Here is a 15,623-nt window from a genome sequence, read left to right as displayed (position 1 = left end):
ATAAAAGTAGCTTTTGAATCATCATATAGCAGTTTATATAAACAATAAGAATAATAAAGAACATCTTATTGATTGTATTCAAACAGGCGATTTTATTTATGATTTTTCAGAATTGAATGGTGTACTTTTTTCAGAAATAACATTAAACAAATTTATTTCAGAAGAACGTATTCATGGACATTACGAAGTATTTACCGATACCAAGAACACTTTAGAGCATGCTTCATCAGGTGAGAGAAAAAAGGCATTACTTAAGTATCTTATTGCTCAGAATCCGGAATATATTATTGTTGATAATGTATTTGGAAATTTGGATGTAGCCGCTCAAAAAGATATTATAAATCAGATTTCAGATTTAGCTGCATGTATTCCTGTGATTCAAATTACCAATAGAAAACAGGAAATATTGCCTATTGTAAATAAGGTTTATCAAATAAAGGAAGACAATACTCTAGTATTGTTTGATTCAAGTTTTAATACTGTAGCCTCTTCAAATACTAATTTTATTAACGCTTTACCACAAGATTATCAGTTCAAAAAAGAGCGCTATAATCCTGTGGTAAACTTTAAAAATGTTTCAGTAGCTTATCATGAGCGCCCTATTATAAATGGCATTAACTGGGAAATTAAGACTGGGGAATTTTGGCAACTTATAGGACCTAACGGTTCAGGAAAGAGTACGATGTTGAGTATGATTTTCGGAGATAATCCAAAAGCATATGGGCAGGATATAATCTTATTTGGCAGGCAAAAAGGTAGTGGCGAATCGGTTTGGGAAATTAAAAAGAAAATCGGTTATTTTTCTTCAGATATGTTGCGAGGTTTTAACCGTCGAGATTCTATTGGAAATATGATCGTTTCGGGTTTTTTTGATACCATTGGATTATATAAAACGCCAACCAATCAGCAAATTAAAATTGCGCATCAATGGTTACGGGTTTTAGGAATGTTTGATATAAGAAAGCAATGTTTCTTAACCTTATCTCGAGGGCATCAGGTATTAGTTTTAATTGCCCGCGCCATGGTGAAACATCCACCGTTATTAATTTTAGATGAACCTACCAATGGTTTGGATGATTTCGATGTTAAAATATTTACAGAATTGGTAAATAAAATAGCTTTAGAAACAGAAACTGCTATATTATATGTTTCTCACAGAAAAGAACAAGGATTGGAACCTGATTATATTTATAAATTAACCCCAAATGAAACTGGCTCAATAGGTCAGGTGGTGGAATAAATTATATTTATAAGGGTCTAATACCAACGGGAATCGTTATTTTGTTTTTGCTAGCACTGTAAATACCCCGTTTTAGAGGAGGGACATTATTATAATTACAACCTCACACCACAATGATATGTTGGTTTTGAGGTATTTCGTTATTTGTTGCTCTGAAATTTACCCGTCCAAAGCCAGGAAAAAAGTTCTGTTCAGGCATGTAAATAAAAAAGTATAAAAGAATGCAAAAGGCTTAATTTTCAGTTATTTGAATTATTAACGATTTAAACATGAGTCATATTTTTAAGTGAAATATTGATAATTTAAAGGTTACTCGACGTTATTATCGAGCGATTCAAACTACCTAAAATATTTACATTTAGAATAGCTGTGAATTCTTCGACGTCTGCTTAACACACATCACTTTAATTAGTAAGTATCAACACCTTTAAATGTTAAAATTTATTACATTTAAAATGGGCAGCTGTAATTATTATTCAGTGTATACTCTGTTTTCTTGTTCGTTTACTCTAATAAAAGTGGTGCATTTGGTTAGATCTTTTAGACGTTGTGCCCCAACATATGTACAAGTACTTCTTAAGCCTCCTAAGATTTCTTGGAGGGTGTTTTTAACCTCACCTTTAAAAGGTATTTCCACCGTTTTGCCTTCACTAGCTCTGTATTCTGCAACACCACCAACATGTTTATTCATAGCTGTTGAGGAACTCATTCCGTAAAATTTCCGATAGGGTTTTCCTTGTTTTTCAATAATTTCACCACCACTTTCAGTGTGTCCGGCAAGCATACCTCCAAGCATAACAAAATCCGCACCACCTCCAAAGGCTTTAGCGACATCACCAGGTGTTGCGCAGCCCCCATCGCTTATAATTTGTCCACCTATACCATGTGCAGCATCGGCACACTCAATTATAGCTGAAAGCTGAGGGTATCCAACACCTGTTTTTACTCTTGTGGTACATACAGATCCGGGACCAATGCCAACTTTTACCACATCAGCACCTGATAATAATAATTCTTCAACCATTTCTCCGGTAACAACATTACCCGCAATAATAACACAATCTGGATATTTCGAACGAGTATCACGAACAAAATGAGCAAAATGTTCAGAATAACCATTAGCTACGTCGATACAGATATATTTTAAGTAACTATTATTTTCAATAATTGAGGCTAATTTTTTTGAATCGTCCTTACTGATTCCAGTACTAACAGCTATGAGGTCTTTAGCGTTATCGGGTAACGTGGATGAGAATACACTCCAGTCGTTTAAGGAATAGTGTTTATGTATAGCTGTAAATAAGCCTTGCTCTGATAAAGCTCTAGCCATTTCAAAGGTGCCAACCGTATCCATATTAGCAGCAATAATTGGGACTCCGGTATACACATGTGGACTGTGTAAAAATTTAAAACTTCGTTCTAAGGAAACTTCCGATCGGCTCTTTAATGTAGATCGCTTTGGGCGTATCATAACATCTTTAAAGCCTAATTTAATATCATATTCAATTCGCATAGTTCAATTCAATTGATGAACTCTAAATTTAAGGTTTTTTAAATGAAAAAGTTAAAACTTTAAGGGGAATAAATTCCGTTTATAATTTATATCTTTAAATATTATTACGACAAATATTCAACATTAGTTGAGCTTTATATAAATGAAAAATAACAATTTTAGAAAAGTATTATTCTTTATAATTACAGGATTAATCACTGTAGTCCTGTCTATTGGATACCTGACTGTTGAGCATAATTTACCCACTAAAGTCCTTTTAATAACCCTTTTTGTGATTATCTCAATTCAAATAGTTGTATTGCAATATTTTTATAAAAAGCAGTTGAAATACGACATGTTAATTTCTAAAATGAAGGATAAGGTAACTAAGCTTCAGGGTGAACAAGATGCTACAGCTAAAGAAGTAGATTTGAATAACTTATATCTAAACAATTTAAGTTATGAAATAAGAACGCCTTTAAGTACTGTGATGGGTATGCTCAATATGCTGAAGGAAACTAATTTAGATGCAGACCAGAAAGCTCAGGTTGAAATTGCGGCGTATTCGTCTAAAAATATGATGCAGTTAGTAGAAATGATAAGTAATAATGCTGAAGTAGATGAAGGAGAAATTAGTTTAAATTTAAAAGCGGTTGATTTAAAAGCGAATCTGATACATTTGTTTAAAATGTTCGAATATCAGGCCTGGGAGAAGGACCTTCATTTTAAAGTTGAATTTTTAACAGGAACAGAAAGTAAACATTTATTAATTGCGGATGCCTTTAGAATTCAGCAAGTATTGGTTAATTTAATAAGTAATGCCATAAAATTTACAGATTCGGGTCAGGTAACGGTTATTGTAGACCAAACCGTATCAATAGAAAACGATCAGATAGTTAGCTTTTATATAAAGGATACAGGCATGGGGATTCCACAGGAGGAATTACATCCCATTATAAATACTCCATCGAATGATAAGTTAGAAAAACAGAAAGTAACAAGTTCGCAGGTAAAGCGAATGGGTTTAAATATAGCCAAACAATTAGTAGAGTTAATGGGAGGAGAATTAAACGTTGAAACCAGAAAAGAACAAGGTTCAACCGTTTATTTCAGTTTACAGCTTAAAAAAACGCTTAACATAAAATCAGATAAAGAAGCCTTTAATCCTACGTTGGTTAGTAATTTTAATGTTTTGGTTGCTGAAGATAATAGAATGAACCAGAAATCCATTAAATTTCTGTTAGAGCAACAAGGTGCGGATTGCACATTTGTTAAGAATGGCGTTGAAGCTCTTGATTTGTATGAAGTGCTTGATTTTGATATGGTCTTTATGGATATTTTTATGCCTGATATGGATGGTTATGAATCTACTAAGGCTATTAGAAACACGAATAAATTCAAAGTAAATAAAACACCTATAATAGGGATTTCTGCAAGTGCCTTTGAGGACGATATAGAAAAGGCTAAAACAGCGGGAATGGTAGGGTTTTTATCAAAACCAATTGATGTAGCAAAACTAAAATCAATTTTGTTGAAGTACAGTGAAAAAGATCAACCAGCCTAGGAAAATAGGCTGGTAAGATATATTATTTCATTGCGATTACACTAATTTCTACATTTACATTTTTAGGTAATCTGGCAACTTGAACGGTTTCACGTGCTGGAGCCGTAGCATCATCAAAATAACTGCCATAAATCTCATTTATTAATCCAAAATCATCCATGTTACTAATAAAAATAGAAGATTTAATGACGTTGCTAAAATTCATGCCTGCAGCTTCTAATACGGCACTAATGTTTTTCATTACCTGTGTGGTTTCAGATTGAATATCTTCTAAAACTAAGTCACCAGTTTCTGGATTAATGGCTATTTGACCAGAGGTATAAAGGGTGTTTCCGTATAATATAGCCTGGCTATAAGGCCCTATAGGAGCAGGGGCTTTTGAGGTGTTAATTATTGTTTTCATTTAAGTAAAATGTCAGTTTTTAAAGTTGAATATCTGGTTGTCGACGTTTTTCGTATTTAAGATCCTTAAGCATGCTAGATTTAATACCTATAAAGAAATTCCAGGAGCTACGTTCGCTAAAAGGTACCCAGCTAAAATTCATTCTCCAACTTAATAAATCACGCTCAAAGCGTAATTGGGTATAGGTGAAGCCAAGATTTTTTAAATCGTAACCTGATGAAGCACCCACAGACCAACGATCTGATAATTTAATATCTCCAGAAAACATAAGCGAATGTGAGGATATTTGATTTTCTCGTCTGGAGTTTGAATAGTTTACTGCATAAGCTACTCTTAAACTCCAAGGTATCTTATAATTATAAAGCGAGTTTTTAGCGTTGTTTTCATCATCATCTTCATCGTTATCTTGGTTGTTAAATTGTTCACTGGCGAAATCTTGAGAAATACCAAATAAATCGTCATCACGACCCCCGTTTCTAACATTTTCTTCAATAGCACGCTCTTTACGTTTATCAGATTTTGAGTCTTTACTTGAAATAGACCAACTTGTAGTTAAGTTTGCACTAGTAAGTCTAAATAAACTTCCGCCGTTATTGATGTTAAATTCGTCAATCCTATTGTTATTATTATCTAAAGCATAAGGGTCTAATGTAGCTCCAAAATTAACGCTCATTTTGTTGTTAAAAAACTGTGTACCACCACTGACTCTTACAGGATTCCATTGTAATGAATCGCCAGCAAAATTATAGGCAGTAGAAAAGTTTAAATTATTAAGTAGAATCACTTTTTTTGGTTCTGTGGCTGTACTGTCTTTATCCCGTACTTTGGCTTCAAAATTATTTGAAAGTGATAAGCCCATAGAACTAGAGAAATTTTTATTTGGTGTACCAAATAATCCTTGTTCAAATCTGCTATATTCTACTTCAGAAGTGGTTAATCCATCCGCGCTAATAACTTCATAGGTGTCATAATACTTATCAAATCCTGGATTTACGTTATAACTCACAGACGGACGCATAACATGTCGGATGGCTTTTATTTTTCGATTTGTTCCTTCCTTTTCGAAATTGAACATACCGTAAACAGTAGTTCCTAAACTGGTACTGAAATTGTAAGTTCTGAATAAGTCGAAACCTTCAACATCTTCAATAATCGTTTCACGTTCTATAGGATCGAAAGATTTGCTGATGGTTTTAAAGGTCCAAACTTCGTTATAGTTAGTACTAGCACTTAAACTGAAATGTTTAAAAACTTTAAAGTTAGTGCTTAAAGGAATGGAGTGTTGAAAACCAGCCTTGGCATCGTCGAACATTTCTTTCTTAAAAAATAAAGAATCTGTAGTTGTTATTCGATTCTCACCACGGATATTATATTGTAAATTTACATTTTGAATGATACCTTTTTTCGATCCCGATTTTGAGGCAAACGGGTACATTCTTCCAATACTACCTTGAAATGTTGGCAGGGTCATATTAATAACTTCGGTGTTTGTATTTTGAGAATGCGTTGCCGTTAAACTCATATTTACCTGTGGTTCTCCGGGAAAAGTTTTAGAGTAAGATACCGAAGACGACAACGTATTGTTCAAGAACGAACCTGAATTGTTTTGGTTTAAAGTATTACGATAGTATTTACTACTACCAAGGTTTACAGAAGCCGAAAATCGTGAATTGGGACTTGCTTTAGAATCTTGACTATGCGACCATCTAAGATTGTATATGGTACTTTTGCTATAATCCGGAAAGCCACGTTCACTGTTAATTAAACTTTCAAACCTTACAGCTAAATTTCCTCTAAATTTGTAACGTTTCGCATAACTACTTTCCAATCGCATACCATAACTTCCATTCGTATAATAATCACCTAAGGCTGCTAAATCAACATAGTCGCTAATAGCAAAGTAATAACCACCATTTTGTAAAAAGTAACCTCTATTGTTTTGTTCACCAAATGTTGGAATAATAATTCCTGAAGTTTGTTTTTCCGATTGAGGAAAGAATCCAAAGGGAAGCCCCAACGGAGTAGGTACATCGTAAATATATATGTTAGCTAAACCTGTAACTATCTTTTTTCCGGGAACAACTTTTGCTTTACGAAGTCTTATATAATACTCTGGATCTTCTAAATTTTCAGAGGTTGTATATTTGGCATTTTTAATAAAGTAAACCGAGTCGTTTTCTTTTTTAGTAACATTAGCGACCACGGTTCCTTCGCCCTGTGCTGATTTACTATTATAAATAAGTGCTTTTTTTGTTTTAGTGTTAAAAACAATAGAATCAGGTTCTACTACATTAGAACCTTGTGTAAAAACGGGTTTTTGGGTATACACATCTGTAGTATCCATAATACCTTTTGCGTAAACGGTATTTTTTGTATAATCGATTATGATACTACCCGCTTTAATATTCATATCGCCATAGTCTATTTTAGCCTCGTTATAGAGATATAACTTGTGTTCTTTTTGATTAAAGGTGGTGTAATCGTTGGCATGATAAGTAACCGTATGTTCTAAAAGTTCTTTTTTAGGTTTTACCGAATCTACCAAAGTAGTATCTTGACTTTTTTCTGACAGTTGTGGGTTAATAAGACTGTCTGCAGATATGACCAAGCTGTCTTTCTCGCTTCTCTTTATGGTTCGACCTTTGGATGGAATATCTTGGGCAAAGCTCAACATGTTAATAAACACTGTGAAACTTAATGCAAAAAGTATTTTAAAGTTGTTTGTATGCAACGCTTTTAAATGTATTTTTGTAAAAGTATGGCTCGGTTTTTGAAAAGTCAAAATTACATATATTTTTCTGTGAATGATTGATAATTCAATTAAAATTTAAATTTTAAACAGTTCCTCGATTTTGAAATTTCTTGATTTAAGAAAGTTCGAAATGCATTAAAAAACGTAACTGTTTAAAATCTAATTAAATAATGGAGTTGTAAGCTTAACAATATAATTAGTCCCATGAAAACGAACAGCAAATTACTTTTCGTATCTTTTATAACATTATTAACGTTTTCCTTATTTACAAAGGGTTTTGCCTCTAATCCACCTAAGAAATTTGTTGTTGTGTTGGATGCAGGCCATGGAGGTGACGACCCTGGTAATATGGGAAATGGTTATAAGGAGAAGGATATTGCCTTGAAAATTATACTTGAAGTAGGTAGTATTATTGAAAAGAACCCTAATATAAAAGTCGTTTATACACGTAAAACAGATGTTTTTATTAGTTTGAAGGAGCGTGGAAGCATAGCCAATAAAGCCGATGCCGATTTATTTGTATCGGTGCATTGTAATGCTCATGGTTCGCAAGCTCATGGAACTGAGACTTTTGTTTTAGGAACTCACCGAAATCAAACCAATTTTGAAGTGGCAAAACGCGAGAATTCTGTTATTTTTTTAGAAGATGATTATGAGGAGAATTACGGTGGTTTCGACCCAAATTCCCCAGAATCTGTAATGAGTATTTTGTTAAGTCAGGAAGAATATTTAGATCAAAGCATTCAATTGGCTAGTTTGATTCAAGATAAGTTTACAGCGAAATTAAAACGCAAAAATCGTGGTGTGAAGCAAGCTGGGTTTGTAGTTCTACATCAAACCGTAATGCCAAGTGTTTTGGTGGAAACTGGTTTTTTAACTTATAAAGAAGAAGGACGCTATTTAAATTCAAAAATAGGACAACGAGAGGTTGCTACGGCCGTAGCAGATGCTATTTTAGAATATAAGCACACGATCGATGGCAATATTGGTTATTATAGTGGGGAAGATGCGATAGCTGCCGCAGAAGATAAAATGGAATCGGACGTTAATTTTTCAGATACCGTTATATATAAGGTGCAGATTGCTGCAAGTTCTAAGGCTATTGAAACAAAGGCTTATAATTTTAAAGGACTCGAAGATGTCTCAAGAGTTAAAGAAGCGAATCTTTATAAATATTTTTATGGTAGCACTTCAGACTATAATGAAACAAATAAATTACAGCTTGAAGCTCAAAATAAAGGTTATAAATCTTGTTTTGTAGTCGCGTTTAAAGATGGTAAAAAAATAAGCTTAAACGAGGCTTTAAAATCAACTAACAATTAGGCGAGATCTTTTAAGGTTTGTCTTAAATTTATCTTAAATTTGTCTCATAAAATTTTTTGCATTTGAAAATATCTAGAGAAGTAAAAACGGGTACATTAGTATTAGCAGGGATTGCCCTGTTTGTTTTTGGGTTTAATTATTTAAAAGGTCAAAATTTATTTGAAGCGAACGCAGTTTATTACACAAAGTTCGATTATAATGCCTTAACTAAATCTTCGGTAGTTACTATTAAAGGTAATACAATTGGTAAGGTTCAGGATATATCATACGATTTCGAGACAGGAAAAACACTAGTGTCTTTTTCCGTCAGTAAAGATTTGAAATTTTCTAATCAATCAAAAGTACGTATGTATGAAACCGGATTGATGGGGGGTAATGGATTGGCTATTTTAATAAGTAATGAAGGAGAGCCTGCTAAACCAGGTGATATGTTAGAATCGGAAGTACAAGTGGGTTTAGTAAGTAGTTTGTCGAAAAACTTTTCTGGATTGAGTATGGATTTGGAATCTACTTTGAAATCGGCAGACTCCTTAATAGTGAGTTTAAATAAGGTTGTTAACGATCAGTCTGAAAGTGGTTTAAGACGCACTGTTGCACAATTAAATGAAACTTTAAAAGCATTTGAGAAAACTTCTGATTATTTAAATGGATATTTAATAGATAATAAGAAGACTATTGCCTCTACACTAGATAATTTTGAAACTTCTAGCGAAGATTTGTCTATAATGCTTGCCGATTTAAAGGAAGCAGATATGGGGAGCACGGTTGAGTCGCTGAATATAACTTTAACCCGTTTGAATAACGTGTTAGCCAATTTAGAAGCAGGAAAAGGTTCAGTAGGAAAGCTGTTAAAAGATGAGGCTTTATATAATAACCTTGAAGGTGCTACCAAAGAGATGGAAGAACTGCTTAGAGATATAAAATTACATCCAAAGCGCTATTTTAGAATTTTATCCAAAAAGGAAATCCCATATCAACAGGAATAACCTATAATTGTTACGCATGCAATATTTACCAAACATACTTTTTCTAGTTTTACTTGTTTTAGGAATTGGATATTTTACTCGAAATGTAAAAAAGCTTATTCGTAATATTAAACTTGGACATAAAATAGATGTGTCAGATAACAAATCTGAACGTTTTAAAAATATGGCCTTGATTGCTTTTGGGCAGAGTAAAATGGTAAGGCGGCCTGTAGCTGGTATTTTACACTTTATAGTATATGTTGGTTTTATTGTAATAAATATAGAAGTATTAGAGATTATTATCGATGGTATATTTGGGACCCACCGTATTTTTTCGCCAATAGGTTCTGTTTATAATATATTAATAGGAACATTTGAAATACTAGCCCTTTTGGTTTTTGTTTCGGTGGTAATATTCTGGATTCGTAGAAATATTATAAAATTACAACGCTTTTGGAAAACTGAGATGACGAGTTGGCCAAAGAATGATGCAAATTTCATACTGTATTTCGAGATGGTGTTAATGACACTATTCTTAATTATGAATGCGACTGATGTACATTTTCAAGCTATGAATTCTGGAAATGTTGTAAGCCAGTATATAGCGCCATGGTTTAGCGAACTTTCAGAAAACACACTTCATATTATAGAGCGCACGGCCTGGTGGTTGCATATCGCTGGAATCCTAGTATTTTTAAATTATTTATACTTTTCTAAGCATTTACATATATTATTAGCGTTTCCAAATACTTATTTTGGCAAGTTAAGACCAAAGGGTGAATTGAATAATTTGGAAGCCGTTACTAAAGAAGTAAAAATGATGATGGATCCAAACGTTGATCCATTTGCTGAACCTGCTGAGGATTCGGATGAAGAAATACCTGCAAAATTCGGAGCGAGTGATGTTACCGATTTAAACAGAATTCAATTATTGAATGCTTACACATGTACAGAGTGTGGACGTTGTACGAGTGAATGTCCGGCAAATCAAACCGGTAAAAAATTATCGCCGCGCAAAATTATGATGGATACCAGAGATCGTCTGGAAGAAGTTGGAAAAAATATAGATGCCAATAGTGGAGAGTTTAAAGATGATGGCAAACAATTATTAGGCCATTATATAACAAATGAAGAAATTTGGGCTTGTACAACCTGTAATGCTTGTACTGAAGCATGTCCGGTAAGTATAGATCCTTTATCGATAATATTAGAAATGCGTCGTTATTTGGTAATGGAGCAATCGGCAGCGCCTATGGAGTTAAATAATATGATGACAAATATTGAAAACAATGGTGCGCCATGGCCTTACAACCAAATGGATCGATTAAATTGGAAAAACGAATAAACTCTTAATCATGAGTGAATTACTTAAGGTGCCAACAATGGCAGAATTTATGGAGCAAGGAAAGCAACCTGAAGTTTTGTTTTGGGTTGGTTGCGCTGGGAGTTTTGATGACAGGGCAAAAAAAATTACTAAAGCATTTGTAAAGCTTTTAAATAAAGCAGGTGTTGAATTTGCTGTTCTGGGGACCGAAGAGAGCTGTACTGGAGATCCGGCTAAACGGGCGGGAAATGAATTTTTGTTTCAAATGCAGGCAGTAACAAATATCGAGATTCTTAATGCTTACGAAGTAAAAAAAATAGTAACGGCTTGTCCGCATTGTTTTAATACCATCAAGAATGAATATCCTTCATTAGGAGGTAATTATGAAGTAATGCATCATACCCAATTTTTGAAAACCTTATTAAATGAGGGGAGATTAACGGTTGAAGGAGGTAAATTTAAAGGCAAGCGAATTACCTTTCATGATCCTTGTTATTTAGGTCGTGCTAATGATGTGTATGAAGCTCCTCGTGATTTAATTCAGAAGTTAGAGGCAGAATTGGTAGAGATGAAAAATTGTAAACGCAATGGATTATGTTGTGGAGCAGGAGGCGCACAGATGTTTAAAGAAGCCGAAAAAGGGGATAAGGAAGTAAATGTAGAGCGTACCGAGCAGGCCTTAGAAGTAAAACCTGAAATTGTAGCAGCCGGCTGTCCGTTTTGCAACACCATGATTACCGATGGGGTAAAATCAAAAGAAAAAGAATCAGAAGTAGCTATTATGGATATAGCTGAGTTAATTGCAAACGCTCAAGATTTGTAAATTTGCAGTAAAAAAGAATTATGCTAGTAGATTTTAATACATTACCTGAAGAATCACGCGTTTGGATATATCAAGCCAATCGTTCGTTTACAGAGCAAGAAATTGAAGAAATTGAATGGAAATTAAATGTTTTTATTGAGAATTGGACTGCGCATGGTAGTGATTTGCAAGCAGGCTATTTAATAAAATATAAACGGTTTATTGTAATAGCTTTAAATCAAAATTTAAATAAAGCAACAGGGTGTTCTATCGATGCTTCAGTGCGTTTTATTCAGCAATTGGAACAAGATTATAAGGTGGATTTGATGGATAAAATGAATGTGTCTTATAAACAAGGTGAATACATAGCCCATAAAACATTGGCCGATTTCAGAAAAATGGCTAAAGATAAAGCGGTTTCTAAAAACACGATTGTATTTAATAATTTGGTGACTAATATTGCAGAGTTTAAGGAAAACTGGGAAGTTCCTGCAAGTGACAGCTGGCATAGTCGTTTTATTAAATAATATTCTAGTCATACTTGCTTTTTAAGCTTTAGATAGATTAAGCGCAAGTCTTATCATGATTCTAATTGGTTTTAAACCGGTCAATCATGAATAAAAAGTGAGAATTTAAAGTGTAATAATTACACATGTAATAGAGGGTTAAAGGCAAATATATTGTCTGCTGGAATTAAGCTTGTAATGGATTAACTGTTTTTGTAATTCTATATTAAAATACTTCTATTTTCCTATTAAAAGTGTTAATTTGGCACGGTTATTAGTATGTAAAGAATACCTAATTAATCCGTTTTATGCGTCAAATCTTAACTTTATCATTTTTCCTATTTATAAATATTATTTCTTCAGCACAAAGTTCTGTAAATCCTTTATTAGCGCCTGATGCTGAAGCTCAGAAGAAATGGGTAGATAGCGTATATAACAATATGACCTTGCTTGAAAAAATTGGTCAGTTGTATATGGTACAAGTCATGTCTAATCAGGATGAAGCTTCAAAGAAAAAAATAGAGAACCTGGTAAAAAATCATCATATTGGCGGAATAATCTATTCAAACGGGGGGCCAGTACGTCAAGCAAAATTAAACAATGAACTTCAGGCTATGTCGCGGGTTCCGATGTTAATTGGTATGGATGCGGAATGGGGACTGAGCATGCGATTGGATTCTACTTATGCCTTTCCATGGAATATGACATTGGGCGCGATTAAAGATAATGATTTGGTTGAACAGACGGGAAGACAAATAGGAGAGCACTGTAAGCGTTTAGGAGTGCATTTTAATTTTGCTCCAGTGGTTGATATCAATACCAATCCTGATAATCCTATAATAGGAAATCGTTCGTTTGGGGAAAATAAAGAGAATGTTACCGAAAAAGCACTAGCTTTTATGAAAGGGATGCAGAATGCTGGTGTTTTGGCAAATGCAAAACATTTTCCAGGTCATGGTGATACAGATCAGGACTCTCATAAAACATTGCCAACAGTAAATTTCTCCAAAGAACGCATTGATAGCATAGAACTATATCCGTATAAAAAGCTTATAGATAAAGGCTTATCCAGTGTTATGGTAGCTCATCTCAATGTACCTAGTTTAGAGTCGCGTGAAGGATATCCTTCGTCCCTTTCAAAATTTATTGTAACTGATATTTTGCAAGAAAGATTAGGGTTTAAAGGCTTAATTTTCACAGATGCTTTAACCATGAAAGGAGCTTCTAATTTTAGTGAGTCTGGTGATATCGATTTGGCGGCTTTTAAGGCAGGAAATGATGTAATGCTAATGTCTGAAGATGTTCCATTTGGAATTTCAAAATTTATGGATGCCTATATACGATCTGAAATTACGGAGACACGTTTGGCACACTCAGTAAAGAAGATATTAATGGCTAAGTATAAAGTTGGGTTAAACAACTACAAGGCTGTTTCAATTAAAAATTTGGTTTCCGATTTAAATAGGGTTGAAGATGATTTGTTGTATGAAACCTTGCTAGAAAATGCCATTACTGTGGTAAAGAACACTGAAGATCTTGTTCCATTTCGTGAACTAGAAAAAAGAACATTTGCTTATGTACCGCTGGGTGACGATAGTGGTTCAGACTTTTTTACTGCTTTAAAGAAATACACCAAAGTACATCAGATAACTGGAGAAACTCTAGAGGAGTTGCAGGCTAAATTACATGATTACAATACTGTTATTATTGGTTTTCATCGTTCTAATGCGAATCCGTGGAAAAGTTATGAGTTTAGTGAGGATGAGTTATTGTGGATTGATGAAATTGCTAAAACGCATGATGTGGTGTTAGATGTTTTTGTGAAACCATATGCGCTTTCTAAATTAAAATCAATAGATAACATTAAAAGTATTGTTGTTAGTTATCAAAATAGCATTATAGCTCAGGAGAAATCGGCACAGGTGCTTTTTGGAGCTATACCATCGATGGGGGAGCTACCAGTTTCGATTGGCACCTATTTTAAAGTAGGTGAAGGAGTGGAGAATAATGGATTAAAGAGGTTGGGTTATGCGTTACCAGAACATGTAGGACTTGATTCTAACATTTTAAAAGGTATTGATTCTATTGCATTGAGTGCCGTAAGACGCGAAATGACACCAGGGATTCAATTGCTTATCGCCAGAAAAGGCAAGGTTGTTTATAATAAAAACTTTGGAAAGCATACCTATGAGGGTAAAGAAATTGTGAAGTATGATGATATTTATGATGTCGCTTCACTTACCAAAATTTTAGCCACTTTACCTTTGGTTATGGAACTTGAGGAAAAAGGCGAAATGAGTTTGGATACGACACTTGCCGATATTTTACCGGAATATAAAGGTTCTAATAAAGAAAATATTACCATTCGGGAAATGCTTTCTCATTACGCTAGATTGCGCCCATGGGAGCCTTTTTACTATCACACGTTGGATTCAGTTACAAAAAAACCTAGTGAAGCCTATTATCGGTCTGTGAAAACCGATGAATTTAATATTGAAGTGTCTAAAAATATGTATTTGCGCTATGATTATCCAGATACAATTCAGAAGGTTATAAGAGATTCGGAATTACTGGAAAATCTAAAATACCGTTACAGTGATTTCCCTTATTATATTCTAAAGAAATTTTTAGAAGAGTATTACGACAGAACTTTAGAACAATTGGTTCAAAGTCATTTTTACGAGTCTCTCGGGGCAAACTATACCATGTATAATCCGTATTATAAAATTAGCAGTAAAAAAATCATACCAACTGAAATAGATAACTATTATCGTTTTCAAGAAGTACATGGCTATGTACATGACATGGGGGCTGCTATGCAGAATGGTATAGGTGGTCATGCCGGTATTTTTAGTAATGCCAACGATGTTGCTAAAATTATGCAAATGTATTTACAGAAGGGTTTTTACGGAGGTAAGCGTTACTTAAAAGCAGAAACCATTGATAAATTTAATACCTGCTATTACTGTGATGCCGATAATAGACGCGGTGTAGGTTTTGATAAGCCTCAACTGGAAGGTGATGGCCCTACCTGTGGGTGCGTGTCGTTAACTAGTTTTGGGCATTCAGGTTTTACAGGAACCTATGCCTGGGCAGATCCGGAGGAGGAAATTGTGTATGTTTTTTTGGCGAATCGTACGTATCCCAATTCAGATCATAATTTATTGTTAAAGGAGAATATTCGAACCAATATCCAGGAAATTATTTACGAAGCTATAATCGATTAATTTAAATTTGTAGAAAAGACAAAAA

The 15,623-nt window shown here is 34.0% G+C and carries 11 protein-coding genes; 8 read left to right on the top strand and 3 right to left on the bottom strand.

Features of this window, described 5'->3' with window-relative positions; translation table 11 throughout:
• The first annotated feature begins 13 nt into the window (after nt 1-13).
• Nucleotides 14-1,240 (top strand): ATP-binding cassette domain-containing protein, encoded by a 1,227-nt coding sequence (locus tag H611_RS0100800; RefSeq protein ID WP_027136559.1) that lies wholly within the window; start codon nt 14-16, stop codon nt 1,238-1,240.
• 472 nt (nt 1,241-1,712) lie between these two features.
• On the opposite strand, the gene H611_RS0100790 is transcribed toward H611_RS0100800, so the two are convergent.
• Nucleotides 1,713-2,753 carry a GMP reductase gene (locus H611_RS0100790; protein WP_027136558.1) on the bottom strand — a complete coding sequence of 347 codons (1,041 nt, stop codon included), beginning with the start codon at nt 2,751-2,753 and terminating at the stop codon, nt 1,713-1,715.
• Nucleotides 2,754-2,895: 142 nt separating this feature from the next.
• On the opposite strand from H611_RS0100790, the gene H611_RS0100785 reads away from it, so the two are divergent.
• Complete coding sequence (locus tag H611_RS0100785; protein WP_084158110.1) at nt 2,896-4,296, top strand: response regulator; 1,401 nt, start codon at nt 2,896-2,898, stop codon at nt 4,294-4,296.
• Nucleotides 4,297-4,318: 22 nt separating this feature from the next.
• Here the strand turns inward: H611_RS0100785 and H611_RS0100780 are convergent, their stop codons facing one another.
• Nucleotides 4,319-4,699 (bottom strand): RidA family protein, encoded by a 381-nt coding sequence (locus H611_RS0100780; protein ID WP_027136556.1) that lies wholly within the window; start codon nt 4,697-4,699, stop codon nt 4,319-4,321.
• A gap of 19 nt (nt 4,700-4,718) precedes the next feature.
• Nucleotides 4,719-7,481 carry a putative LPS assembly protein LptD gene (locus tag H611_RS0100775; RefSeq protein WP_027136555.1) on the bottom strand — a complete coding sequence of 921 codons (2,763 nt, stop codon included), beginning with the start codon at nt 7,479-7,481 and terminating at the stop codon, nt 4,719-4,721.
• Between the two features lie 174 nt (nt 7,482-7,655).
• Between H611_RS0100775 and H611_RS0100770 the strand changes: the two genes are divergently transcribed.
• The 6 genes from H611_RS0100770 to H611_RS0100745 all read left to right on the top strand — a co-directional run bounded on the left by H611_RS0100770 (nt 7,656) and on the right by H611_RS0100745 (nt 15,598).
• Nucleotides 7,656-8,774: an N-acetylmuramoyl-L-alanine amidase family protein gene (locus H611_RS0100770; RefSeq protein WP_027136554.1), complete on the top strand. Its 1,119-nt coding sequence runs from the start codon at nt 7,656-7,658 to the stop codon at nt 8,772-8,774.
• A 62-nt stretch (nt 8,775-8,836) separates the two neighbouring features.
• A complete protein-coding gene (locus tag H611_RS0100765) occupies nt 8,837-9,760 on the top strand; it encodes an MlaD family protein (protein WP_027136553.1) in 924 nt (307 codons plus the stop codon).
• A gap of 16 nt (nt 9,761-9,776) precedes the next feature.
• Nucleotides 9,777-11,084 (top strand): (Fe-S)-binding protein, encoded by a 1,308-nt coding sequence (locus H611_RS0100760; protein WP_027136552.1) that lies wholly within the window; start codon nt 9,777-9,779, stop codon nt 11,082-11,084.
• Between the two features lie 10 nt (nt 11,085-11,094).
• The gene (locus H611_RS0100755) at nt 11,095-11,886 is read left to right on the top strand and encodes a (Fe-S)-binding protein (protein WP_027136551.1); all 792 of its coding nucleotides are present in this window, start codon (nt 11,095-11,097) and stop codon (nt 11,884-11,886) included.
• A 20-nt stretch (nt 11,887-11,906) separates the two neighbouring features.
• Complete coding sequence (locus tag H611_RS0100750; RefSeq protein ID WP_027136550.1) at nt 11,907-12,392, top strand: hypothetical protein; 486 nt, start codon at nt 11,907-11,909, stop codon at nt 12,390-12,392.
• Nucleotides 12,393-12,679: 287 nt separating this feature from the next.
• Nucleotides 12,680-15,598: a glycoside hydrolase family 3 N-terminal domain-containing protein gene (locus H611_RS0100745; protein ID WP_027136549.1), complete on the top strand. Its 2,919-nt coding sequence runs from the start codon at nt 12,680-12,682 to the stop codon at nt 15,596-15,598.
• Nucleotides 15,599-15,623 lie beyond the last annotated feature (25 nt).

Origin of the sequence: Gaetbulibacter saemankumensis DSM 17032, assembly GCF_000425645.1 — a bacterium.
Lineage (GTDB): Bacteria > Bacteroidota > Bacteroidia > Flavobacteriales > Flavobacteriaceae > Gaetbulibacter > Gaetbulibacter saemankumensis.
Note: the sequence above shows the minus strand (reverse complement) of the source record. Positions and strands in the feature narration are given on the sequence as shown.

Coding starts and splice junctions, on each gene's coding strand:
- H611_RS0100745 (WP_027136549.1), top strand. CDS start 12,680: ATGCGTCAAATCTTAACTTTATCATTTTTCCTATTTATAAATATTATT.
- H611_RS0100770 (WP_027136554.1), top strand. CDS start 7,656: ATGAAAACGAACAGCAAATTACTTTTCGTATCTTTTATAACATTATTA.
- H611_RS0100750 (WP_027136550.1), top strand. CDS start 11,907: ATGCTAGTAGATTTTAATACATTACCTGAAGAATCACGCGTTTGGATA.
- H611_RS0100760 (WP_027136552.1), top strand. CDS start 9,777: ATGCAATATTTACCAAACATACTTTTTCTAGTTTTACTTGTTTTAGGA.
- H611_RS0100790 (WP_027136558.1), bottom strand. CDS start 2,753: ATGCGAATTGAATATGATATTAAATTAGGCTTTAAAGATGTTATGATA.
- H611_RS0100780 (WP_027136556.1), bottom strand. CDS start 4,699: ATGAAAACAATAATTAACACCTCAAAAGCCCCTGCTCCTATAGGGCCT.
- H611_RS0100755 (WP_027136551.1), top strand. CDS start 11,095: ATGAGTGAATTACTTAAGGTGCCAACAATGGCAGAATTTATGGAGCAA.
- H611_RS0100785 (WP_084158110.1), top strand. CDS start 2,896: ATGAAAAATAACAATTTTAGAAAAGTATTATTCTTTATAATTACAGGA.